Genomic DNA, 14,528 nt, shown 5'->3' with positions numbered 1-14,528 from the left:
CTTCCGGTGCGACCCCCCAAGCGGGGCGTTCACTCCTGGGCCCGCACCGCCGCGGCCAGCAGATCGGCGGGCACCTCGACCAGGAGCTCGCCCGCGGGCAGGTCCACACCGGCGGCGCTTCCCTCAACGGCGTAACCCTGCACCACGATCGTTCCCCGGTCGGTCCGGTACACAGTAGGGCAGCTGCCGTTGGTGCAGGACGCCGCCAGCGCCACCATCGTCAGCGACTCGCCCTGGAAGACTTCCTCGGTTGCACTCATATCCTTGACACATCCTCGTCTATTCATGCGATGTGCCGCATCAGCGCGGGCTGCATGAAGAGGACGAAGAGTCTCGCCGCCACGGAGCGCTCCGTCACCTAGCAGTCTGCCAGGTAGCCGATTCATGCGGCAGTGTCCTTTATTCGCGCTGCATGCATATGCACTGGTGCGGCAAGCGGTCCAACGTCAGCCTCATGTTAGAGGTAACCCGTGATGTGCCTCACCCGACCCCCGGAATTCAGGAGGCCGTCGTGCATCCGTCGACACAGCTCACCAGCGGCTCACTCGCCGCTAACGGCATCATCTATCTCGCCCTGGCCGGGATGTGCCTTCTCGTGGCCCTCCAGCAGGCAAAACACTTCATCGCGCCGGTAGCGCCGTTGATCCGTGCCGTCACCGCGGCGGCCACGATCGTCTTCTGCGTCGGCGCCGCCCTGGTCCTGCTCGTCGCGGCCCTGGTGAGCGGACGCTGAGATGACCTACACCGCGTTCGCCATCGTGGCCGCCGTGGTGGGCCTGGTCGTCATCTGTGAATTGCTGGCCGCGGTGATTCCCGTGATCGTCGTGATCGCGTTCGTGCCGCCGGAGGAGCGGCACACGCTGGCCGACCTCCTCGCCGCCACCGACAGCTCGCGCCGGCTGCGCCTGTGGCCGGCCCTGCGCGCCGCAGTCGCCGCGCGGCGGGTCAGCCGTAGACGCGGCGGCCCCGCAAGGCAGCCGTAGACGCAGTGGCCGCGCGGGTCAGCCGTAGACGACCCGGTGGCCGGTGTTGATGACGGAGCGGTAGGCGGAGCCCAGCAGGGTGCGGTCGCGCAGCAGGGCCGCGCGGGCCGCGTTGGCGCCGGGAGCGCCGTGCACGCCGCCGCCCGGGTGGGCCGACGAACTGGCGAGATAGAGGCGGTCGACGGGCGTGTCGGGGCGGCCCAGGCCCGGGATCGGGCGCAGGAAGAGCTGCTGGAAGGCGGCCGCCGTGCCGCCACCCAGAGCGCCGCCGACCAGGGAGGGGTTCTCGCGTTCCATGTCGGCCGGGGAGAAGACGTTGCGGCCGACGACCTCCTGCCGGAAACCGGGGGCCTGCTCCTCGATCACCGACTCCATGCGCTCGACGTGGGCCGCGATGTCGTCGGGGTTCCAGTGCTCGCGCTGCGGCAGGTGGGTGTAGGCCCAGAGCGACTCCGTACCCTCGGGCGAGTGTGACGGGTCGGCCGTGGTCATCTGGCCGAGCAGCAGGAACGGGTCGCGCGGGATCTCGTCGGTGGCGAGGGCGGCCGAGTAACGGGTCAGGCCGTTGAGGTCGGCGCCCAGGTGCACGGTGCCCGCACCCGCCGCGGCCGGGTTCTTCCAGGGCATCTTGGTACGCACGGCCCAGTCGACCTTGACCGTGGCACCGTCCCAGCGGAAGTGGGCCAGGTCCGCCACCAGGCGGGGCGGGAGCCAGCGCTCCCCCACCAGGTCGAGATACATCGTGGGCGCGGGCACGTCGGCGACCACGGCGCGATACGCCCGATATGCCTGGCCGCCGGCAACCCGTACACCCATCGCCTTGCCTCGGGCGATCAGCACCTGCGTGACCGGCGACGAGTACACGATCCGGCCACCGCGCTGCTCGAGCCGCGAGACGAGCGCGTCGGTGATCTTCTGGGCCCCGCCGACCGGCACGGGCCAGCCGTACTGCTGCCCCAGCATGGCCAGCAGCCACCCGTACACGCCGCCGCCGGCCTCCTCGGGCGACAGGTCGGTGTGCAGCGCGCAGCCCGCCATCAAGATCGTCGCGCCCTCGCCGCGGAACATCTCGGCGCCCATCTCGCGCATCGACAGCAGCAGGCGGCGAGCCAGGCGCAGCGATCCGGGAGCGCCGAGCCGGCGGGCCACGCCGAGCCCGTCGCGCACGGGCGGGAACGGCCGCAGGATCGTGTCCAGCATCGTCTGCGAGACCGAACGCCATTCGGTGTACGTGGTCCGCCAGCGCTCCCCGTCCCCGGCGGCGAACCGGTCGAGCGACTCCATCGTGCGCGACAGGTCCCGGCTCAGCGTGGCCGCCCGGCCGTCCGGCAGCAGGTGGGTCAGCACCTCCGGCGCGTGCGTCCACCGCAGGCCGTGCTCACCGAGGTTCAGCTCCTTGAGCACCGGCGAGGCGTACCCGAGCGGATAGAACGAACTGAAAAGATCACTGAGGTAGCCGGGCGCTGTCACGTAGCCCGACCGCACCGCCCCGCCCGGGTGGGGCGTCGCCTCGAGCACGACGACCGACCAGCCGGCGTCGGCGAGCAGGTTCGCCGCGACCAGGCCGTTGTGCCCGGCGCCGACCACGATCACATCTGCGCTCTCCATCGAAGCCCCCTGTGTTTGTCGCTGAGCGTGCTCGGGTAGCTGCGCCGGGAAGAACCTCGAGGAGTCGGCATGACCGAGCACACCGTCGACCGCGAGTCCGAGGCCAGTGCCGACGACGCTACGCCCCGCCCGCTGCCTCGCCGCCTCCGTCAGCTGCGCTGGCGTTATTGGCGGTCGGTGCTGTGGCGCAGTGTCGTGGGTTATGTCGAGGACGACTGTTCTGACTTCGCCGCCGCGATGACTTATCAAACCTTCACGGCCCTTGTTCCTTCGCTTGTGGTGATCGTCGCGCTGGTCAACCTGGTGACCGACGGTTCCACGTTGCTGTCGGCGACGATCGGCATCCTGGGCGACCTCGGGCTCGCGTCGGTGGTCGACAACGAGAACCTCGTGCAGGTCGTGCAGGCGCTGATCGTCGAGCAGGACTCGGCCAAGGTGCTCTTCGGGTTCGGGCTGCTGCTCGCGCTCTGGTCGTCGTCCGGGTACGTCTCGACCTTCACCCGGGCGTCCAACCGGATCTACGGCGTACGGGAAGGAAGGGCCTGGTGGAAACTGGTGCTCCTGGAGATCGCCCTGGCCGCCGTGGCGCTCGTGCTGATGGCCGCGATCGGCGCCGGGCTGATCATCAGCGGGCCGCTGGTCGACGCCGTCGGCAACGCGCTGAACGCCGGTGAGACGGCTCGGCAGTTCTGGTCCGCGGGCCGCTGGCCGGTGCTGGTCGCCGCGGCCACGCTGGTGCTGTCGCTGCTGTTCTGGATCGCGCCGAACGTCAAGCAGCCGCGGTTCCGGTGGCTGACCGTCGGCGGCGCGGTGGCGTTGTTCCTGTGGGCGGTCGCGTCGTTCGGGTTCGGCCTGTACGTGGCGAACTTCGGCTCCTACAACCGCACCTACGGCAGCCTCGGCGCGCTCATGGCGTTCCTGGTCTGGATCTACCTGTCGAACATCGCCGTGCTGCTCGGCGTGCAGGTGAACGCCGAGGTGCAGCGGGCGCGGCTGCGGCAGGCCGGGGACGCGGACCCGAAAACTCCGCTGGCTCCCCGTTTAGCGCCGTCCGAGCCGGGCACGACTCAGCACATGAGTACTGTGACTGAGTCCGTTGACGTTGACGTTCCGATCCGCGCTGTCTACAACCAGTGGACCCAGTTCGAGGAGTTCCCGCGCTTCATGGAGGGCGTGCAGGAAATCCGGCAGCTGGATCCCGCGCACACGCACTGGAAGACCGAGATCGCCGGCGTGAAGCGCGAGTTCGACGCCGAGATCACCGAGCAGCTTCCCGACGAGCGGGTGGCCTGGAAGGCGACCGAGGGCGAGAAGCAGGCCGGTGTGGTCACCTTCCACCGCCTCGACGACACCCGTACGCGGGTCACCGTGCAGATGGATTTCGAGCCGCAGGGCCTGGTCGAGAACGCCGGTGACAAGCTGGGCATCGTCGACCGCCGGGTCAAGGGCGACCTCAAGCGGTTCAAGGAGTTCATCGAGGGCCGCGGTGGCATCGAGAGCGGCGCCTGGCGCGGCGAGGTCGACCGTCCCGGCGTGTGAGCAGGTCTTTCCTGGCGGCCGGTTCAGTTGCGACGGACCGCCAGGATCCCGACCGTCGAGCGTGTTCGCAGCGCGTAGCGGTCCCGCGCCGTGGGCCAGACGGCCGGCGCGTACGTGGTGGCCGGCGGGATCTCCTCGTCGGCCGTCCACGGGGTCAGCGCCGAGCGCGCGCCCTGGGCCAGGCTCAACCGCAGAGGCACGTCGCGCGGCGCGGTGACGGTCAGTGTTCCCACCCCGCCAGTGAAGATCAACGGCACATTCCCGTACGGGCGGGGCAGGCGCACCTCGATCAGACCGGAGGCGCCCGCCGTGAGGCGTGAGAGGCGTCCCCGGCTCAGGTCGAGGCGCAGTTCACCGGCCCCCGCGGGCAGGCGCAGATCCCAGCGCACCCCGCGGTTGAGCACCACGGTCACCTCGTCCGGCCCGGCAGCGCCCGAGGGCAGCAGGGAAACCCGGACCGGGCCGTCACGGTGGGTCACCTCCGGGATCAGTCCGGCCCCGGGCGGAGTGGTGACGCGGTAGAGCAATCCGGGGATGTTCGCCAGCACGACCCGTACGCGGGAAGCGGCCTTCGAGACGACGAGAATCGCACCCGTACGCCCCTGCAGCGGCCCGGCCACGACCCGTTCGGCAACCTCGGGCGGCTGAGTTGCTGCGCTCTCACAGCCCGCGACCAGCACCGCGCTGACCAGCAGAAACGCTACGGTTGAGCGGCAGCGACGCAAGGCTGAGGGCACGATCGGACAACGGAGAATCGTACGAACGGGTGACGGCGATCCGTCCGATACGGGCCACACTTTCCGAATGCGTTCTGCCGGTTTCCTCTCCGAGAGTCAGCGCCGTCTTGCCTGGGTCGGCTTCCTGCTGGCCGCCTTCCAGGCTCCGCTGGCCGCGAACCTGATCGACGACGCGTCCTGGCTGTTCGCCGTGGTCGTGGCCATGGTCGTCGCCACCGTCATCCTCGCCGACGACGCGCAGCGCCGCCGTCCCGCGCAGGTCGAGGCCGAGTAGCTTTCAGGTGTCACCGGGCCTCGTGGCCCGGTTTCCCGTGGGTACGCCGCCGTTCCTTCAGCGCCGCCTCGTACAGGTGGCGTTCGCCCCCGGCCAACTCGTCGCGGGCGGCCCGCTCCACCGTGCGGAACTCGCTCCAGTAACCGTCGTCGTACTCCTCGACCAGCTGGAACGTCCAGTGCCCGGGCGTGACGTTGCGGCCGATCAGGTCCTGCTGGATCCGGTCGGCGATCGCGTGGTGCCCGGCCCGGCGGAACAGCGCGACCGCCTCGTCCAGCTCGAAATCGGCCTTTCCGGTGAGCTGGTGGAACGAGTACAGGTGCCCGCGGGCACGATCGGTCGTCTCGAGGGCCGAGCTCAGTTTCCCGAGCGCCTCGACGGTGGTGTCGTCCATGCCGGCCTGATTGCCCCGCCCGGAGAGCTTCAACCGAGCTGCACCGATCAGGGGAACCGTTGGCTACCCGAGGCTCCCTAACGTTTCTCCCCATGAATGGTTTGTTCTCCGGCGCTGCCGCCCGTGCTGCCCTCCGCTCCGCCCACGCCAGCCTGGCCGATCTGCACGACACCGTCGGCGAAGGCCTCGCCGTCGCCGAGGCCAACCCCGGCCTGATGGCCGTCGTCGACCAGCACAGCGCGGCCGTCCGCGACAGCCTGTCGGCCGACACCCGCCCGCTCACGGCGGTGCTGCTGGCCGCGTACGCCGAGGGTGTACGGGACGCCGCCTTCACCCACGGCTGGCGCCCGCCGGTCGGCGAGATCAACTGGGCCGCCGGCGACTGGGTCGTGCACCGCTTGCTCGCGGTCTGCGCCGTGGCCCGCACCCTGCCCTGATCATCCGTTCGGAAACGCCGTAACAGGACCAACCTTCATCGAGGGCCGGCGCCGGGATCGTCCCCTGGCGCCGGCCCTCCCCATCTCCCGGGTCAGGTCCGGCGGTCGGCGGTCGCGATGACCTGCGTCTGCTCAGCCTCCTGCCCGCCGGCCTCTTGCCCGCCGATCCCGGGCCCACCGGCCTCTTGCGCGCCGTTCCCCGGCCCACCGTTCCCCGGCCCACCGATCTCCGGCCCGCCGGCGCCGTGCCCGCCGGTGTGGATCACGACGGTCTCGTCGGGGCCGGCCTCCTGTCGGTCGGTCTGCTGCGGGATCACCTGCGTCTCGTCCGTTGCCGGGCGGCCAGGGACCCTGGCCGGCTCCAGCCAGGCCTCCCAGCGGCTCCGCATGGGCCGGATCAGGCCACCGCCCACCCCCACGATCACCACCCCGGCGACCGTGGCCAGCCCCGCGATCAGCACCGGCCGGGTGATCGACGGGGCGAACGCCACGACGTCGAGGGCGGCCGCCACGCCCAGGGTCACCATCACACCCCCGTACGGGATCCGCACCGTGCCGCCGATCAGCTCCCGCACCGCCCGGGCACCCGCCACGGCGACGGCGACCAGGGCGAACGCCACGCACAACCGCAGCAGCCACTCGCTCAGGCCGACCCGGAGGAACGCGACCGCCACCAGCAGGACGCCGTAGAAAACCAGCGCGCCGGCCAGTTCACCGACGCCGGCCCGCGCGAGCACCGGGTCTGCCGTCCCACGCCGCACGGCCGCCCGCAGCGCACGGGTCGCCAGCTTCCGCAGCAGCCAGGCGACCAGCAGAACCCCGAACGCCGCCGGAATGAGTGCACGGCCCAGCCCGTCCCCGATCATCGAACGCTCCCTGTGTGCGGCCGTCCGGCGAGCTGCCGGCCCGTTGCGACCACAGAACGCAACGACTTACCCGCCACTTGGTCCATCACCGAGCCACGTATGTCACACCGGACAAACTCCGCAAACCCGTGCTGCCGTCGTGCAGCCGGACCGGCTTGTGGCGTACCGGTGAGCACGGATGCAGGCGACCCAGCGGTCAGCGGGTGGCCGGGCTGCGCCGTCCCGGGTCCCCCGCCCCCTCCGGAATGCCTGCCCGACCGACCAGCGGCGCCGGCGGCGCCGACACCTCAGCCGTCACCCCCGGCCGGGCCGGCGCCACCTCAGGCGGTGACGGCCGCAGAGCAGCGAACCCGACCCCGCCCGCGATGAAGACCGCCACCGCGCCGGCCACGATCACACCTGGCGAGCGACGATCACCCGGCCGGACGGGCGCCGACAGGTCGATCAGCGGTTCGCCGTCCGCCGGCATTCGCTGCGCGGGGATCAATGGGGCGGCAGGACGGCGTAGACGAGGCACGATCAACACCCTAAGTGACATTCAAGCCCAACGACCAGCCCAGCACTCCATTGATCGGCTACTCAACGTGAGGTTGGCACAGAACACCCGAGAGGGATCGAGGGGTCGTACCGTCAAGAATCGGACGGTTGGCCGGTGCGGCATCGTCCGAATGGCGGAGTAGGGATACTCTTTTCGGCATGGCAGGGACGGGTGGCGGGGTGAGCCCTTCGGTGATACCCGCGCTGCCCGCCCAGACACCTTCGCCGGGGCGGCCCGGGTGTGCCGAACTGGTGCAGGGCCACGACTGGGGCGCTACCGCGCTCGGCCCGCGTGAGCACTGGGACCCGGCCGTCACGGCCACCGTCGAGCTGGTGCTCGCCTCCCCCATGCCGATGGCCTACACCCACGGCGACGGCTTCCTGCTCATCTACAACGACGCGTACGCGGATCTGATCGGCACCCGGCACCCCGGCGCGCTGGGCCGGCCCGCGGCCGAGGCGCTGGGCGACCTCTGGCATTCGCGCGGCTTCGGCGGAGCGGTCGAGGACGTTTATCGCGGCGGCCGGCCCTCGCTCGAGGCCGAGACACCGCTGACCGTGGCCCGGGGCGCGCACGGCCGCCCCGAGCAGGCCTTCTTCACCCGCGGCCACTCGGTCGTGCGCGACCGGCGGGGTCACGTCACCGGCGTGCTGACCGTGGCGGCCGAGACCACTCAGGTGACCCGTCGCCTGCAGAACCTGGGCGAGCTGACCGCCAAGCTGGCCGGCGCGCTCACCATCGACGACGTGGCCCGGGTCGTGCTGGGCTACACGATGACCTCGTTCGACCTCGACCACTGCACGTTCGCGGTGGACGACGGCGGGGCGTTCCGTTATGTCCGCCGCATCCGGGGCGAGATGCTGGACGAGGCCGACGAGCGGCTGCCCCCGGTGTGGAAGAGGCTGGCGAACGATCCCCGCGCGCCGATCGTGGCCGCCGCACAGAGCGGGCAGCCGTCGTTCGTGCCGGACGGGGAGCCGCTGGCGGCCGTCGCGTCCTCCCGCCACGAGCGGCGGATCCGGGCCCTGGCCGCGCTCCCGCTGCGCACACCGTTGCTGAGCGGGGCCTTGACGATCGGCTACCGGTCGGCGCACGCGTGGCTGCCGGCCGAGCGGGCCCTGCTCAGCGCGGCGGCCCAGCTGGTCGCCCAGGCTGCCGAGCGGGCACGCCGGTTCGAGGCCCAGCACGGCACGGCCCAGCTCCTGCAGCGCAGCATGCTGCCGGAACACCTGCCCGAGCTGGAGACGTTCCGCATCGCGGCCCGCTACGACGTGGGGGTCGACGGCAACGCGGCCGGTGGCGACTTCTACGACGCGTTCCGCCTGGTCGACGGGCGCCTGGCGATGGTGCTGGGCGACGTGGCGGGTCACGACGTACGCGCGGCCGCGGTGATGGGCCAGGTGCGGGCGGCACTGCGGGCGATGGCTCTGACCGACCCGGCGCCGCCGAGTGTGCTCGCCGGGCTCGACCGGCTGGTGGGTTCGCTGGGGGCCGAGTCGCGCAACGAAGAGATCTTCGTGACGGTGGTCTACGGCGTGCTCGATCCGGCCGACGGCACGATCACGATGTCCAGCGCCGGGCACCCGCCGCCGGTGCTGCGCCGGGCCGGCCGGGGTGGCGAGCCGCCCACGGCAGAGCTGGTCAAGGTGCCGCCGGGCGCGCCGCTGGGACTGGGCGGGCGGTGGCAGACCGGCCAGGTGCGGCTGGAGCCGGGCGACTCGATCCTGATGTTCAGCGACGGCGTGGTCGAGCGTCGTGGCCACCCGCTCAACGACGGGCTGGACGCGCTGGTGGCGGCGACCGCGGCCGCGTCGAGCGGCGACCCGCGCAACCTGTGCTCGCTGGCCACGTCGGCCGTGGAGGGTTCGACCGACGACGACGTGGCCGTGCTCGCGGTCGAGCACGCGGTGGCGATGAGCCGGTCGGCGACGATGCTGGTGCCGGCCGAGCCGACGGGCCCGAGTCGCGTACGGCAGTGGATGACCACGCGTCTGCGGGAGTGGTCGGTGCCCGAACCGGTCGTCGGGGCCGCGATCCTGTGCACGAGCGAGCTGACCACCAACGCGCTGCTGCACGCCGGCACCCCGGCCCAGGTGCACATCGACCTGAACGCCGAGCGGCTGCTGGTCTCGGTGGCCGACACGGGAACCCGGGGCAGCGTCATCCGGGCGCATGCCGACACGATGAGCAGCCGCGGCCGGGGTCTCGGCCTGATCGAGGAGTTGAGCGATTCGTGGGGCACCGATCCGACCGTACGGGGAACGACTGTGTGGTTCGAAATGCTTCTTCCACGGACGACAACTGATTGATCGGAGCAGATGCACGTGCATTCGTATCTTGCAGAATTGGCAAGAAACCGGTGCGCTAACGCTCGTGATACATCGACCTTACCGGCAGTCACTTTAGGTAGCCAAAAGGCACTCCAAAGCGGACATTGAACCCCAGGGTAGTGACGGCGCGTATAGATTGCCGTAGAGTCTTATGCATTCGGGGACGTCCACGATGGAGCGGTATATGCGGATTAGAGGCTTTGCGCCGTCGACCCCCTGCTGGGTCGAGCTGACGACTTCCGATCCGGACGACGCGGCGGGTTTCTACGCCGGGCTCTTCGGTTGGCAGGTCGAGGGTGATCGATTCCTGCGGAACGGGCAAGCGGTGGCCGGCATCAGCCGCGCCCGCCCGGACAGACCCGAGGGCTGGCTGACGTACCTTGCCGCACCCGACCTCGCGGCGACGATCGAGCGGGTGACCCGCGCGTCCGGGCGGCAGCTGACCTGGCCCGAGGAACGCCAGGGCGCGTGCAGCGCGATCATGGCCGACCCGTCCGGCGCGATGTTCGGGCTCTGGCAGGCCGCCGGGTTCGCCGGCGCCCAGGTCCGCGGCGAGCCGGGCACGATGGAGTGGGCCGACCTGCTCACCGAGGACGTGAACGCGGCGACGTCCTTCTACGGCGCCGCCTTCGGCTGGACGCTGAGCCACGAGTTCGGCAGCGGCGAATGGCTGTCCCCGGCCCACGACTCGGTGGCCGGCCTGATCACCGGGCGCTACGACGTCCGCTGGCAGCCGTCGTTCCAGGTGGCCGACACGACCGAGACCATCGACCGCTGCGCCGGGCTGGGCGGCCGGATCGTGACCGGACCGATCGAGATGGGCCTGGGCAGCTACGTCGAGATGATCGACCCGCTGGGCGCGCCGTTCGCCGTGACCGCGCCGGTGCATCGCCCGGTCGAGTTGAACGTCGCCTACAACGACATCATCGGCATGGAGCTGACCTACGGCGGGTAAGGGAACAGGCGTTCGAACGAAAGGATCTCGCCATGAGCGACGCGAACGTCGACACGAACGCCGTCAAGGACCCGTCGGACTGGACAACCGGTGACGAACCGGCGACCGGTGCGCAGCAGTCATACCTGCAGACGCTGGCCACTGAGGCTCAGGAGGAGGTGCCGGACGGCCTGACCAAGGCCGAGGCCTCCGAAAAGATCGACGAGCTGCAGGAAAAGACCGGCCGAGGCCGCTGAGAAATGGGTCGCCCGAGGGGCGGCCCATTTTTCTGCCATCATCGTCAACCAGAGTTGACATGCGTGCAAAGTCAACCTAAGTTGACAGCATGACCGAAGCAACCGACCTCGCCGCGGCGGCGAGCAGCGCCGATCCGCGGGTCGGCCTGCGCGCGGTGGTGGCCCTGCGCCGCCTGCTGGAGGGGCTCGAGCACCTGCAGGTGGCCAACGCGCGCGGCAAGGGCTGGTCCTGGCAGGAGATCGCCGACGCGCTTGAGGTGACTCGTCAGGGCGTACACAAGAAGCATGCGCGCACGCTGCCGGCGCCGGACCCACGGGAGGACTGACATGTTCGAGCGATTCACCGCGGATGCACGCGCCGTCGTGGTCAACGCGCAGGACGAGGCCCGTTCCCTGCACCACGACCACATCGGCACCGAGCACATCCTGCTCACGCTGCTGGCCGACCCCCGTGGGCCGGTTGCCCGGTCGACCGGGCTGGATGCCGATTCCGTACGGGCTGAGGTTCTGCGCCGCATCGGCGGGCACTCGCCGGACGGCCCGGTGCTCAGTGACGCCGACGCTGAGGACGCCGCCGCGCTCAAGGCGATCGGGATCGACCTGGCCGCCGTACGGGAAGCCATTGAGGCCAATTTCGGGGAGGGAGCGCTGCGGTTGCCCCGCCCGGTGAAGAAGAGGGGCTTGTTCGGCCGGCTCGTCCCCTCGAACGGGCACATCCCGTTCACCAACCGCAACAAGAAGGTGCTGGAGCTGTCGCTGCGGGAGGCGATCCGGCTCAAGCAGAAGTTCATCGCGCCCGAGCACATCATGCTGGGACTGCTGCGCGAGGGCAACGGGCTGGCCGCGCTGATCATGGCCGATCACGGCATCGATTTCGACCGCGTACGGGGTGACATGGAGCGCTCGCTGAGCGCGCCGGCTGCCTAAGGCTGGAAGTAGACTCGCAGCTGGTGGCCGTCGGCGGTGTGATGCCAGCCGACGTCGCCGAGGGTCGTGATGTCCGGCCGCTTCTCCAGCCAGGCGGCCGCCATCGCGAACGCGTCCGCCGGTGTCTCGCCGATGAAGACGACCCGGCGTTCCCATTCCTCGAACACGGCCTGCCGCCCCCGGGGGCCGGTGACGATCGCGGTGGGCCCGATCCGCCGCCCGTTACGCACGCCGCGGACGTACCAGTCGTTGAGTTCCTCGTCGTGCTCGACCGACCAGCCGTCGATGCGGCCGAGATCGTTGACGATCGCGTTGCGGGCACAGTCGAGCGCCGCGTCCAACGATGCGAACTCCATCAATTCGCCGCTGTACTCCACGCGGTACGCCATCCGCTGCCCCCACCGGCCCGGCCGAACCCAGGGCACGAATGATAGGCGATGTCGCGAGTAAGTTTCAGATCGCGACCGCCTGTGAGCAGGCGCACTTGGTGTTACAGATTTGAAGCAGTTAGAGTTTCCGCATGGCCGACCCGCTGAGCGACGAGCAGCAGATTGCTTGGCGCACCTTCATCGAGAGCTCCTGGGCGCTGCACACCCACCTCGAGGATGAGCTGCGCGCGCAAACCGGCCTCAGCATGAACGACTACCACGTGCTGGTCGTGCTCTCCGAGGCGCCCGAGCACCGACTGCGCATGGGTGAGCTCGCCGGCCGCCTGGTGTTCTCGCCGAGCCGCATCACCTATCAGATCAGCTCGATGGTCAAGCGGGGCCTGGTGCGCAAGCAGCCCTGCCCCGACGACGGCCGCGGCCAGGAGGCCGTGCTGACCGACGAGGGCATGGCGGCCCTGGAATCGGCCGCCCCGCTGCACCTGATCACCGTCCGCGACAGCTTCATCGACCGCCTCGACCCCGACGAGCTGGCCGTGATCACCCGGGTGTTCAACAAGGTGCGCAAAGTCTGACCGGCCCCGGTGGTCTTTCAGTTTTGAAAGAGTTAGAGTGCCGGTACGGTTCCTCGACCAGTCAGGAAGGCATGCCATGCCCGCCATCACCGTCGACGACGTTCTGGTCCTGCCGCGGCTGCCGCAGCTCGACCCCGCCGCCACCAGCTTCCGCCCCGTTCGTCGCCTGACCACCGCCCCGAGCGGTTACGAGGGCGAGGGCTTCCCGGTGCGCCGGGCGTTCGCCGGGGTTCCGCTCAACGAGCTCGACCCGTTCATCCACCTGGACCAGATGGGCGAGGTCGACTACGCGCCGGGCGAGCCGAAGGGCACGCCGTGGCACCCGCACCGCGGTTTCGAGACGGTCACCTACATGATCGACGGCATCATGGACCACCAGGACTCCCTCGGCAGCGGCGGCACGATCGCCAACGGCGACACCCAGTGGATGACCGCCGGCCAGGGCATCCTGCACATCGAGGCCCCGCCGGAACACCTGGTCACCAGCGGCGGCCTGTTCCACGGCCTGCAACTGTGGGTCAACCTCCCCCGCGCCGCCAAGATGATCACCCCGAAGTACCAGGACATCCGCGGCCGCGAGGCCGGCCTGCTGACCACCCCCGACGGCGGCAGCCTGATCCGCGTCATCGCCGGCGAGATCGCCGGCCACGCCGGCCCCGGCTCGACGTTCACCCCCATCAACCTGGCCCACGTCACCCTGCAACCCGGCGCCCGCCTCGACCTGCCCTGGCAGCCCGACTACAACGCCCTGATCTACGTCCTGGCCGGCCGGGGCACGGTCGGCGCCGAGGCCCGGCCCATCCACATCGGCCAGCTGGCATCCCACGGCAAGGGCGACGCCCTCCGCGTAACCGCCGACGCCACCCAGGACTCCAACATCCCCGCCCTGGAACTGTTCATCATGGGCGGCCGCCCCATCCGCGAGCCGGTGGCCCACTACGGCCCCTTCGTCATGAACACCCAGGCCGAACTCAAGCAGGCCTTCGAAGACTTCCAAAAGGGCCGCCTGGGAGTAATCCCCGCCGAGCGCATGCCCCACACCGACTGACAGAGGAAGCGGCGTCCGGGGGTCAGAGTGCTCGGGTGATGGCCTCGCCGTCCGGGTCGCCGGCCTTGTCGACGATCTCGCAGAAGCGCCACCTGTCGTTCGAGCGCACCAGGGTCATGGTCAGGACCGTGGCGGGCAGCTCCGCGCGGTCCTCGAGCCAGATGGTCTTCGCCGACGGGCTGAGGCTGCTGTGACCCTTGACCACCACTGGTTCCGCGGCTCGGGACACGGTTGCCTCGACGACGGCCCGGTCGCGCGACACCGCGGATCCGCTGACCGAGGTCACCGTGGCGGGGCTGGTGCGCACCATGGCGTCGGTGGACACCAGTGAGCGCAGTTCGTCGGTCAGCGCGTCGTGGCCGGCGCATCCCGGCTCGGTGATGACGTCGGCGAGCGCCGGCGTGGGGTCGCCCAGCAGCCATTGCCCGTACGAGATCAACGAGCCGACGATCGCAGGCCAGGCCGTGCCGGTGTTCTCGACCACCGGGGCGGGCGCGGCGGCCGGGGCCGGTGAGCTGAGTGACGGGCGGGGCGGCGCCGAAGTGCCCGCGCAGCCGCCCAGGGTGGCGACGGCGACGGCAAGCAGAGCGGAGAGGCGCACGAGATCCCGATCGGTGCGCGCGGAACCCCGCTGAGTGCGCAAGGGGTGCCGGCGCGTTGCCACCGTCGAGCCCGGCCTACGGACCGCAGCCGCG

At 70.5% G+C, this 14,528-nt stretch carries 20 protein-coding genes and 2 pseudogenes; 14 read left to right on the top strand and 8 right to left on the bottom strand.

Annotated features, from left to right (window positions below; all coding sequences use genetic code 11):
* Positions 1 to 29 precede the first annotated feature (29 nt).
* Entirely contained in the window at positions 30 to 260 is a 231-nt protein-coding gene (locus tag C8E87_RS26060; RefSeq protein WP_239080001.1) for a hypothetical protein, read from the bottom strand.
* Between the two features lie 251 nt (positions 261 to 511).
* Here C8E87_RS26060 and C8E87_RS26055 point away from each other — a divergent pair, with 251 nt between their 5' ends.
* Both C8E87_RS26055 and C8E87_RS26050 read left to right on the top strand, forming a co-directional pair.
* Positions 512 to 733, top strand: coding sequence for a hypothetical protein (locus tag C8E87_RS26055; RefSeq protein WP_133875520.1), 222 nt, complete (start codon positions 512 to 514; stop codon positions 731 to 733).
* A gap of 1 nt (position 734) precedes the next feature.
* Positions 735 to 983, top strand: a complete 249-nt coding sequence (locus C8E87_RS26050; RefSeq protein ID WP_133875519.1) for a hypothetical protein — start codon at positions 735 to 737, stop codon at positions 981 to 983.
* Positions 984 to 1,001: 18 nt separating this feature from the next.
* On the opposite strand, the gene C8E87_RS26045 is transcribed toward C8E87_RS26050, so the two are convergent.
* Positions 1,002 to 2,591 (bottom strand): phytoene desaturase family protein, encoded by a 1,590-nt coding sequence (locus tag C8E87_RS26045; RefSeq protein WP_133875518.1) that lies wholly within the window; start codon positions 2,589 to 2,591, stop codon positions 1,002 to 1,004.
* Between the two features lie 69 nt (positions 2,592 to 2,660).
* Between C8E87_RS26045 and C8E87_RS26040 the strand changes: the two are divergent.
* Together C8E87_RS26040 and C8E87_RS26035 are read left to right on the top strand one after the other, a co-directional pair.
* Positions 2,661 to 3,590, top strand: a pseudogene (locus tag C8E87_RS26040) (YihY/virulence factor BrkB family protein); the annotation flags it as partial.
* A 75-nt stretch (positions 3,591 to 3,665) separates the two neighbouring features.
* Complete coding sequence (locus C8E87_RS26035; protein ID WP_133877092.1) at positions 3,666 to 4,130, top strand: SRPBCC family protein; 465 nt, start codon at positions 3,666 to 3,668, stop codon at positions 4,128 to 4,130.
* 23 nt (positions 4,131 to 4,153) lie between these two features.
* Here the strand turns inward: C8E87_RS26035 and C8E87_RS26030 are convergent, their stop codons facing one another.
* Positions 4,154 to 4,867, bottom strand: coding sequence for a hypothetical protein (locus C8E87_RS26030; protein ID WP_239080002.1), 714 nt, complete (start codon positions 4,865 to 4,867; stop codon positions 4,154 to 4,156).
* 67 nt (positions 4,868 to 4,934) lie between these two features.
* Between C8E87_RS26030 and C8E87_RS26025 the strand changes: the two genes are divergently transcribed.
* Positions 4,935 to 5,141: a hypothetical protein gene (locus tag C8E87_RS26025; RefSeq protein WP_133875517.1), complete on the top strand. Its 207-nt coding sequence runs from the start codon at positions 4,935 to 4,937 to the stop codon at positions 5,139 to 5,141.
* A gap of 10 nt (positions 5,142 to 5,151) precedes the next feature.
* Here the strand turns inward: C8E87_RS26025 and C8E87_RS26020 are convergent, their stop codons facing one another.
* Positions 5,152 to 5,535, bottom strand: a complete 384-nt coding sequence (locus C8E87_RS26020; protein ID WP_239080003.1) for a hypothetical protein — start codon at positions 5,533 to 5,535, stop codon at positions 5,152 to 5,154.
* A gap of 92 nt (positions 5,536 to 5,627) precedes the next feature.
* On the opposite strand from C8E87_RS26020, the gene C8E87_RS26015 reads away from it, so the two are divergent.
* Entirely contained in the window at positions 5,628 to 5,972 is a 345-nt protein-coding gene (locus tag C8E87_RS26015) for a DUF6401 family natural product biosynthesis protein (protein WP_133875515.1), read from the top strand.
* Between the two features lie 92 nt (positions 5,973 to 6,064).
* On the opposite strand, the gene C8E87_RS26010 is transcribed toward C8E87_RS26015, so the two are convergent.
* The gene (locus C8E87_RS26010; RefSeq protein WP_133875514.1) at positions 6,065 to 6,838 is read right to left on the bottom strand and encodes a hypothetical protein; all 774 of its coding nucleotides are present in this window, start codon (positions 6,836 to 6,838) and stop codon (positions 6,065 to 6,067) included.
* A gap of 196 nt (positions 6,839 to 7,034) precedes the next feature.
* On the bottom strand, positions 7,035 to 7,355 hold the full coding sequence (locus C8E87_RS26005) for a hypothetical protein (RefSeq protein ID WP_133875513.1): 321 nt from the start codon (positions 7,353 to 7,355) through the stop codon (positions 7,035 to 7,037).
* A gap of 179 nt (positions 7,356 to 7,534) precedes the next feature.
* Here C8E87_RS26005 and C8E87_RS26000 point away from each other — a divergent pair, with 179 nt between their 5' ends.
* From C8E87_RS26000 to C8E87_RS46985, 6 genes and pseudogenes are all read left to right on the top strand, one after another.
* Entirely contained in the window at positions 7,535 to 9,685 is a 2,151-nt protein-coding gene (locus tag C8E87_RS26000) for an ATP-binding SpoIIE family protein phosphatase (protein WP_133875512.1), read from the top strand.
* Positions 9,686 to 9,890: 205 nt separating this feature from the next.
* Positions 9,891 to 10,661, top strand: coding sequence for a VOC family protein (locus C8E87_RS25995; protein WP_239080004.1), 771 nt, complete (start codon positions 9,891 to 9,893; stop codon positions 10,659 to 10,661).
* A gap of 32 nt (positions 10,662 to 10,693) precedes the next feature.
* Positions 10,694 to 10,897, top strand: a complete 204-nt coding sequence (locus tag C8E87_RS25990; RefSeq protein ID WP_133875510.1) for a DUF3072 domain-containing protein — start codon at positions 10,694 to 10,696, stop codon at positions 10,895 to 10,897.
* A gap of 89 nt (positions 10,898 to 10,986) precedes the next feature.
* The gene (locus C8E87_RS25985; protein ID WP_133875509.1) at positions 10,987 to 11,223 is read left to right on the top strand and encodes a helix-turn-helix domain-containing protein; all 237 of its coding nucleotides are present in this window, start codon (positions 10,987 to 10,989) and stop codon (positions 11,221 to 11,223) included.
* Position 11,224: 1 nt separating this feature from the next.
* Positions 11,225 to 11,401 (top strand): annotated as a pseudogene (locus C8E87_RS46990) (Clp protease N-terminal domain-containing protein); the annotation flags it as partial.
* A 39-nt stretch (positions 11,402 to 11,440) separates the two neighbouring features.
* Positions 11,441 to 11,824 (top strand): Clp protease N-terminal domain-containing protein, encoded by a 384-nt coding sequence (locus C8E87_RS46985; RefSeq protein WP_438866193.1) that lies wholly within the window; start codon positions 11,441 to 11,443, stop codon positions 11,822 to 11,824.
* Here C8E87_RS46985 and C8E87_RS25975 read toward each other — a convergent pair.
* Positions 11,821 to 12,249, bottom strand: coding sequence for a hypothetical protein (locus tag C8E87_RS25975; protein WP_239080005.1), 429 nt, complete (start codon positions 12,247 to 12,249; stop codon positions 11,821 to 11,823). The two genes, C8E87_RS46985 and C8E87_RS25975, sit on opposite strands and share 4 nt — an antisense overlap.
* A gap of 95 nt (positions 12,250 to 12,344) precedes the next feature.
* Between C8E87_RS25975 and C8E87_RS25970 the strand changes: the two genes are divergently transcribed.
* Both C8E87_RS25970 and C8E87_RS25965 read left to right on the top strand, forming a co-directional pair.
* Complete coding sequence (locus C8E87_RS25970) at positions 12,345 to 12,785, top strand: MarR family winged helix-turn-helix transcriptional regulator (RefSeq protein WP_133875507.1); 441 nt, start codon at positions 12,345 to 12,347, stop codon at positions 12,783 to 12,785.
* A gap of 76 nt (positions 12,786 to 12,861) precedes the next feature.
* On the top strand, positions 12,862 to 13,833 hold the full coding sequence (locus tag C8E87_RS25965; RefSeq protein ID WP_133875506.1) for a pirin family protein: 972 nt from the start codon (positions 12,862 to 12,864) through the stop codon (positions 13,831 to 13,833).
* A 22-nt stretch (positions 13,834 to 13,855) separates the two neighbouring features.
* Here C8E87_RS25965 and C8E87_RS25960 read toward each other — a convergent pair whose 3' ends face one another.
* Complete coding sequence (locus tag C8E87_RS25960; RefSeq protein WP_133875505.1) at positions 13,856 to 14,434, bottom strand: hypothetical protein; 579 nt, start codon at positions 14,432 to 14,434, stop codon at positions 13,856 to 13,858.
* Positions 14,435 to 14,528: the final 94 nt, after the last annotated feature.

The sequence above is a fragment of the Paractinoplanes brasiliensis genome (genome assembly GCF_004362215.1).
In the GTDB taxonomy this organism is placed as follows: Bacteria; Actinomycetota; Actinomycetes; order Mycobacteriales; family Micromonosporaceae; genus Actinoplanes; species Actinoplanes brasiliensis.
The sequence above is the reverse complement of the archived record's forward strand: the minus strand, read 5'-3'. Positions and strand labels throughout refer to the sequence as shown.

Excerpts from the sequence above, each read along its gene's own strand:
- C8E87_RS26060 (WP_239080001.1), bottom strand. The coding sequence starts at position 260 with ATGAGTGCAACCGAGGAAGTCTTCCAGGGCGAGTCGCTGACGATGGTG.
- C8E87_RS26050 (WP_133875519.1), top strand. The coding sequence starts at position 735 with ATGACCTACACCGCGTTCGCCATCGTGGCCGCCGTGGTGGGCCTGGTC.
- C8E87_RS26045 (WP_133875518.1), bottom strand. The coding sequence starts at position 2,591 with ATGGAGAGCGCAGATGTGATCGTGGTCGGCGCCGGGCACAACGGCCTG.
- C8E87_RS26035 (WP_133877092.1), top strand. The coding sequence starts at position 3,666 with ATGAGTACTGTGACTGAGTCCGTTGACGTTGACGTTCCGATCCGCGCT.
- C8E87_RS26025 (WP_133875517.1), top strand. The coding sequence starts at position 4,935 with ATGCGTTCTGCCGGTTTCCTCTCCGAGAGTCAGCGCCGTCTTGCCTGG.
- C8E87_RS26020 (WP_239080003.1), bottom strand. The coding sequence starts at position 5,535 with ATGGACGACACCACCGTCGAGGCGCTCGGGAAACTGAGCTCGGCCCTC.
- C8E87_RS26015 (WP_133875515.1), top strand. The coding sequence starts at position 5,628 with ATGAATGGTTTGTTCTCCGGCGCTGCCGCCCGTGCTGCCCTCCGCTCC.
- C8E87_RS26010 (WP_133875514.1), bottom strand. The coding sequence starts at position 6,838 with ATGATCGGGGACGGGCTGGGCCGTGCACTCATTCCGGCGGCGTTCGGG.
- C8E87_RS26000 (WP_133875512.1), top strand. The coding sequence starts at position 7,535 with ATGGCAGGGACGGGTGGCGGGGTGAGCCCTTCGGTGATACCCGCGCTG.
- C8E87_RS25995 (WP_239080004.1), top strand. The coding sequence starts at position 9,891 with ATGCGGATTAGAGGCTTTGCGCCGTCGACCCCCTGCTGGGTCGAGCTG.
- C8E87_RS25990 (WP_133875510.1), top strand. The coding sequence starts at position 10,694 with ATGAGCGACGCGAACGTCGACACGAACGCCGTCAAGGACCCGTCGGAC.
- C8E87_RS25985 (WP_133875509.1), top strand. The coding sequence starts at position 10,987 with ATGACCGAAGCAACCGACCTCGCCGCGGCGGCGAGCAGCGCCGATCCG.
- C8E87_RS25970 (WP_133875507.1), top strand. The coding sequence starts at position 12,345 with ATGGCCGACCCGCTGAGCGACGAGCAGCAGATTGCTTGGCGCACCTTC.
- C8E87_RS25965 (WP_133875506.1), top strand. The coding sequence starts at position 12,862 with ATGCCCGCCATCACCGTCGACGACGTTCTGGTCCTGCCGCGGCTGCCG.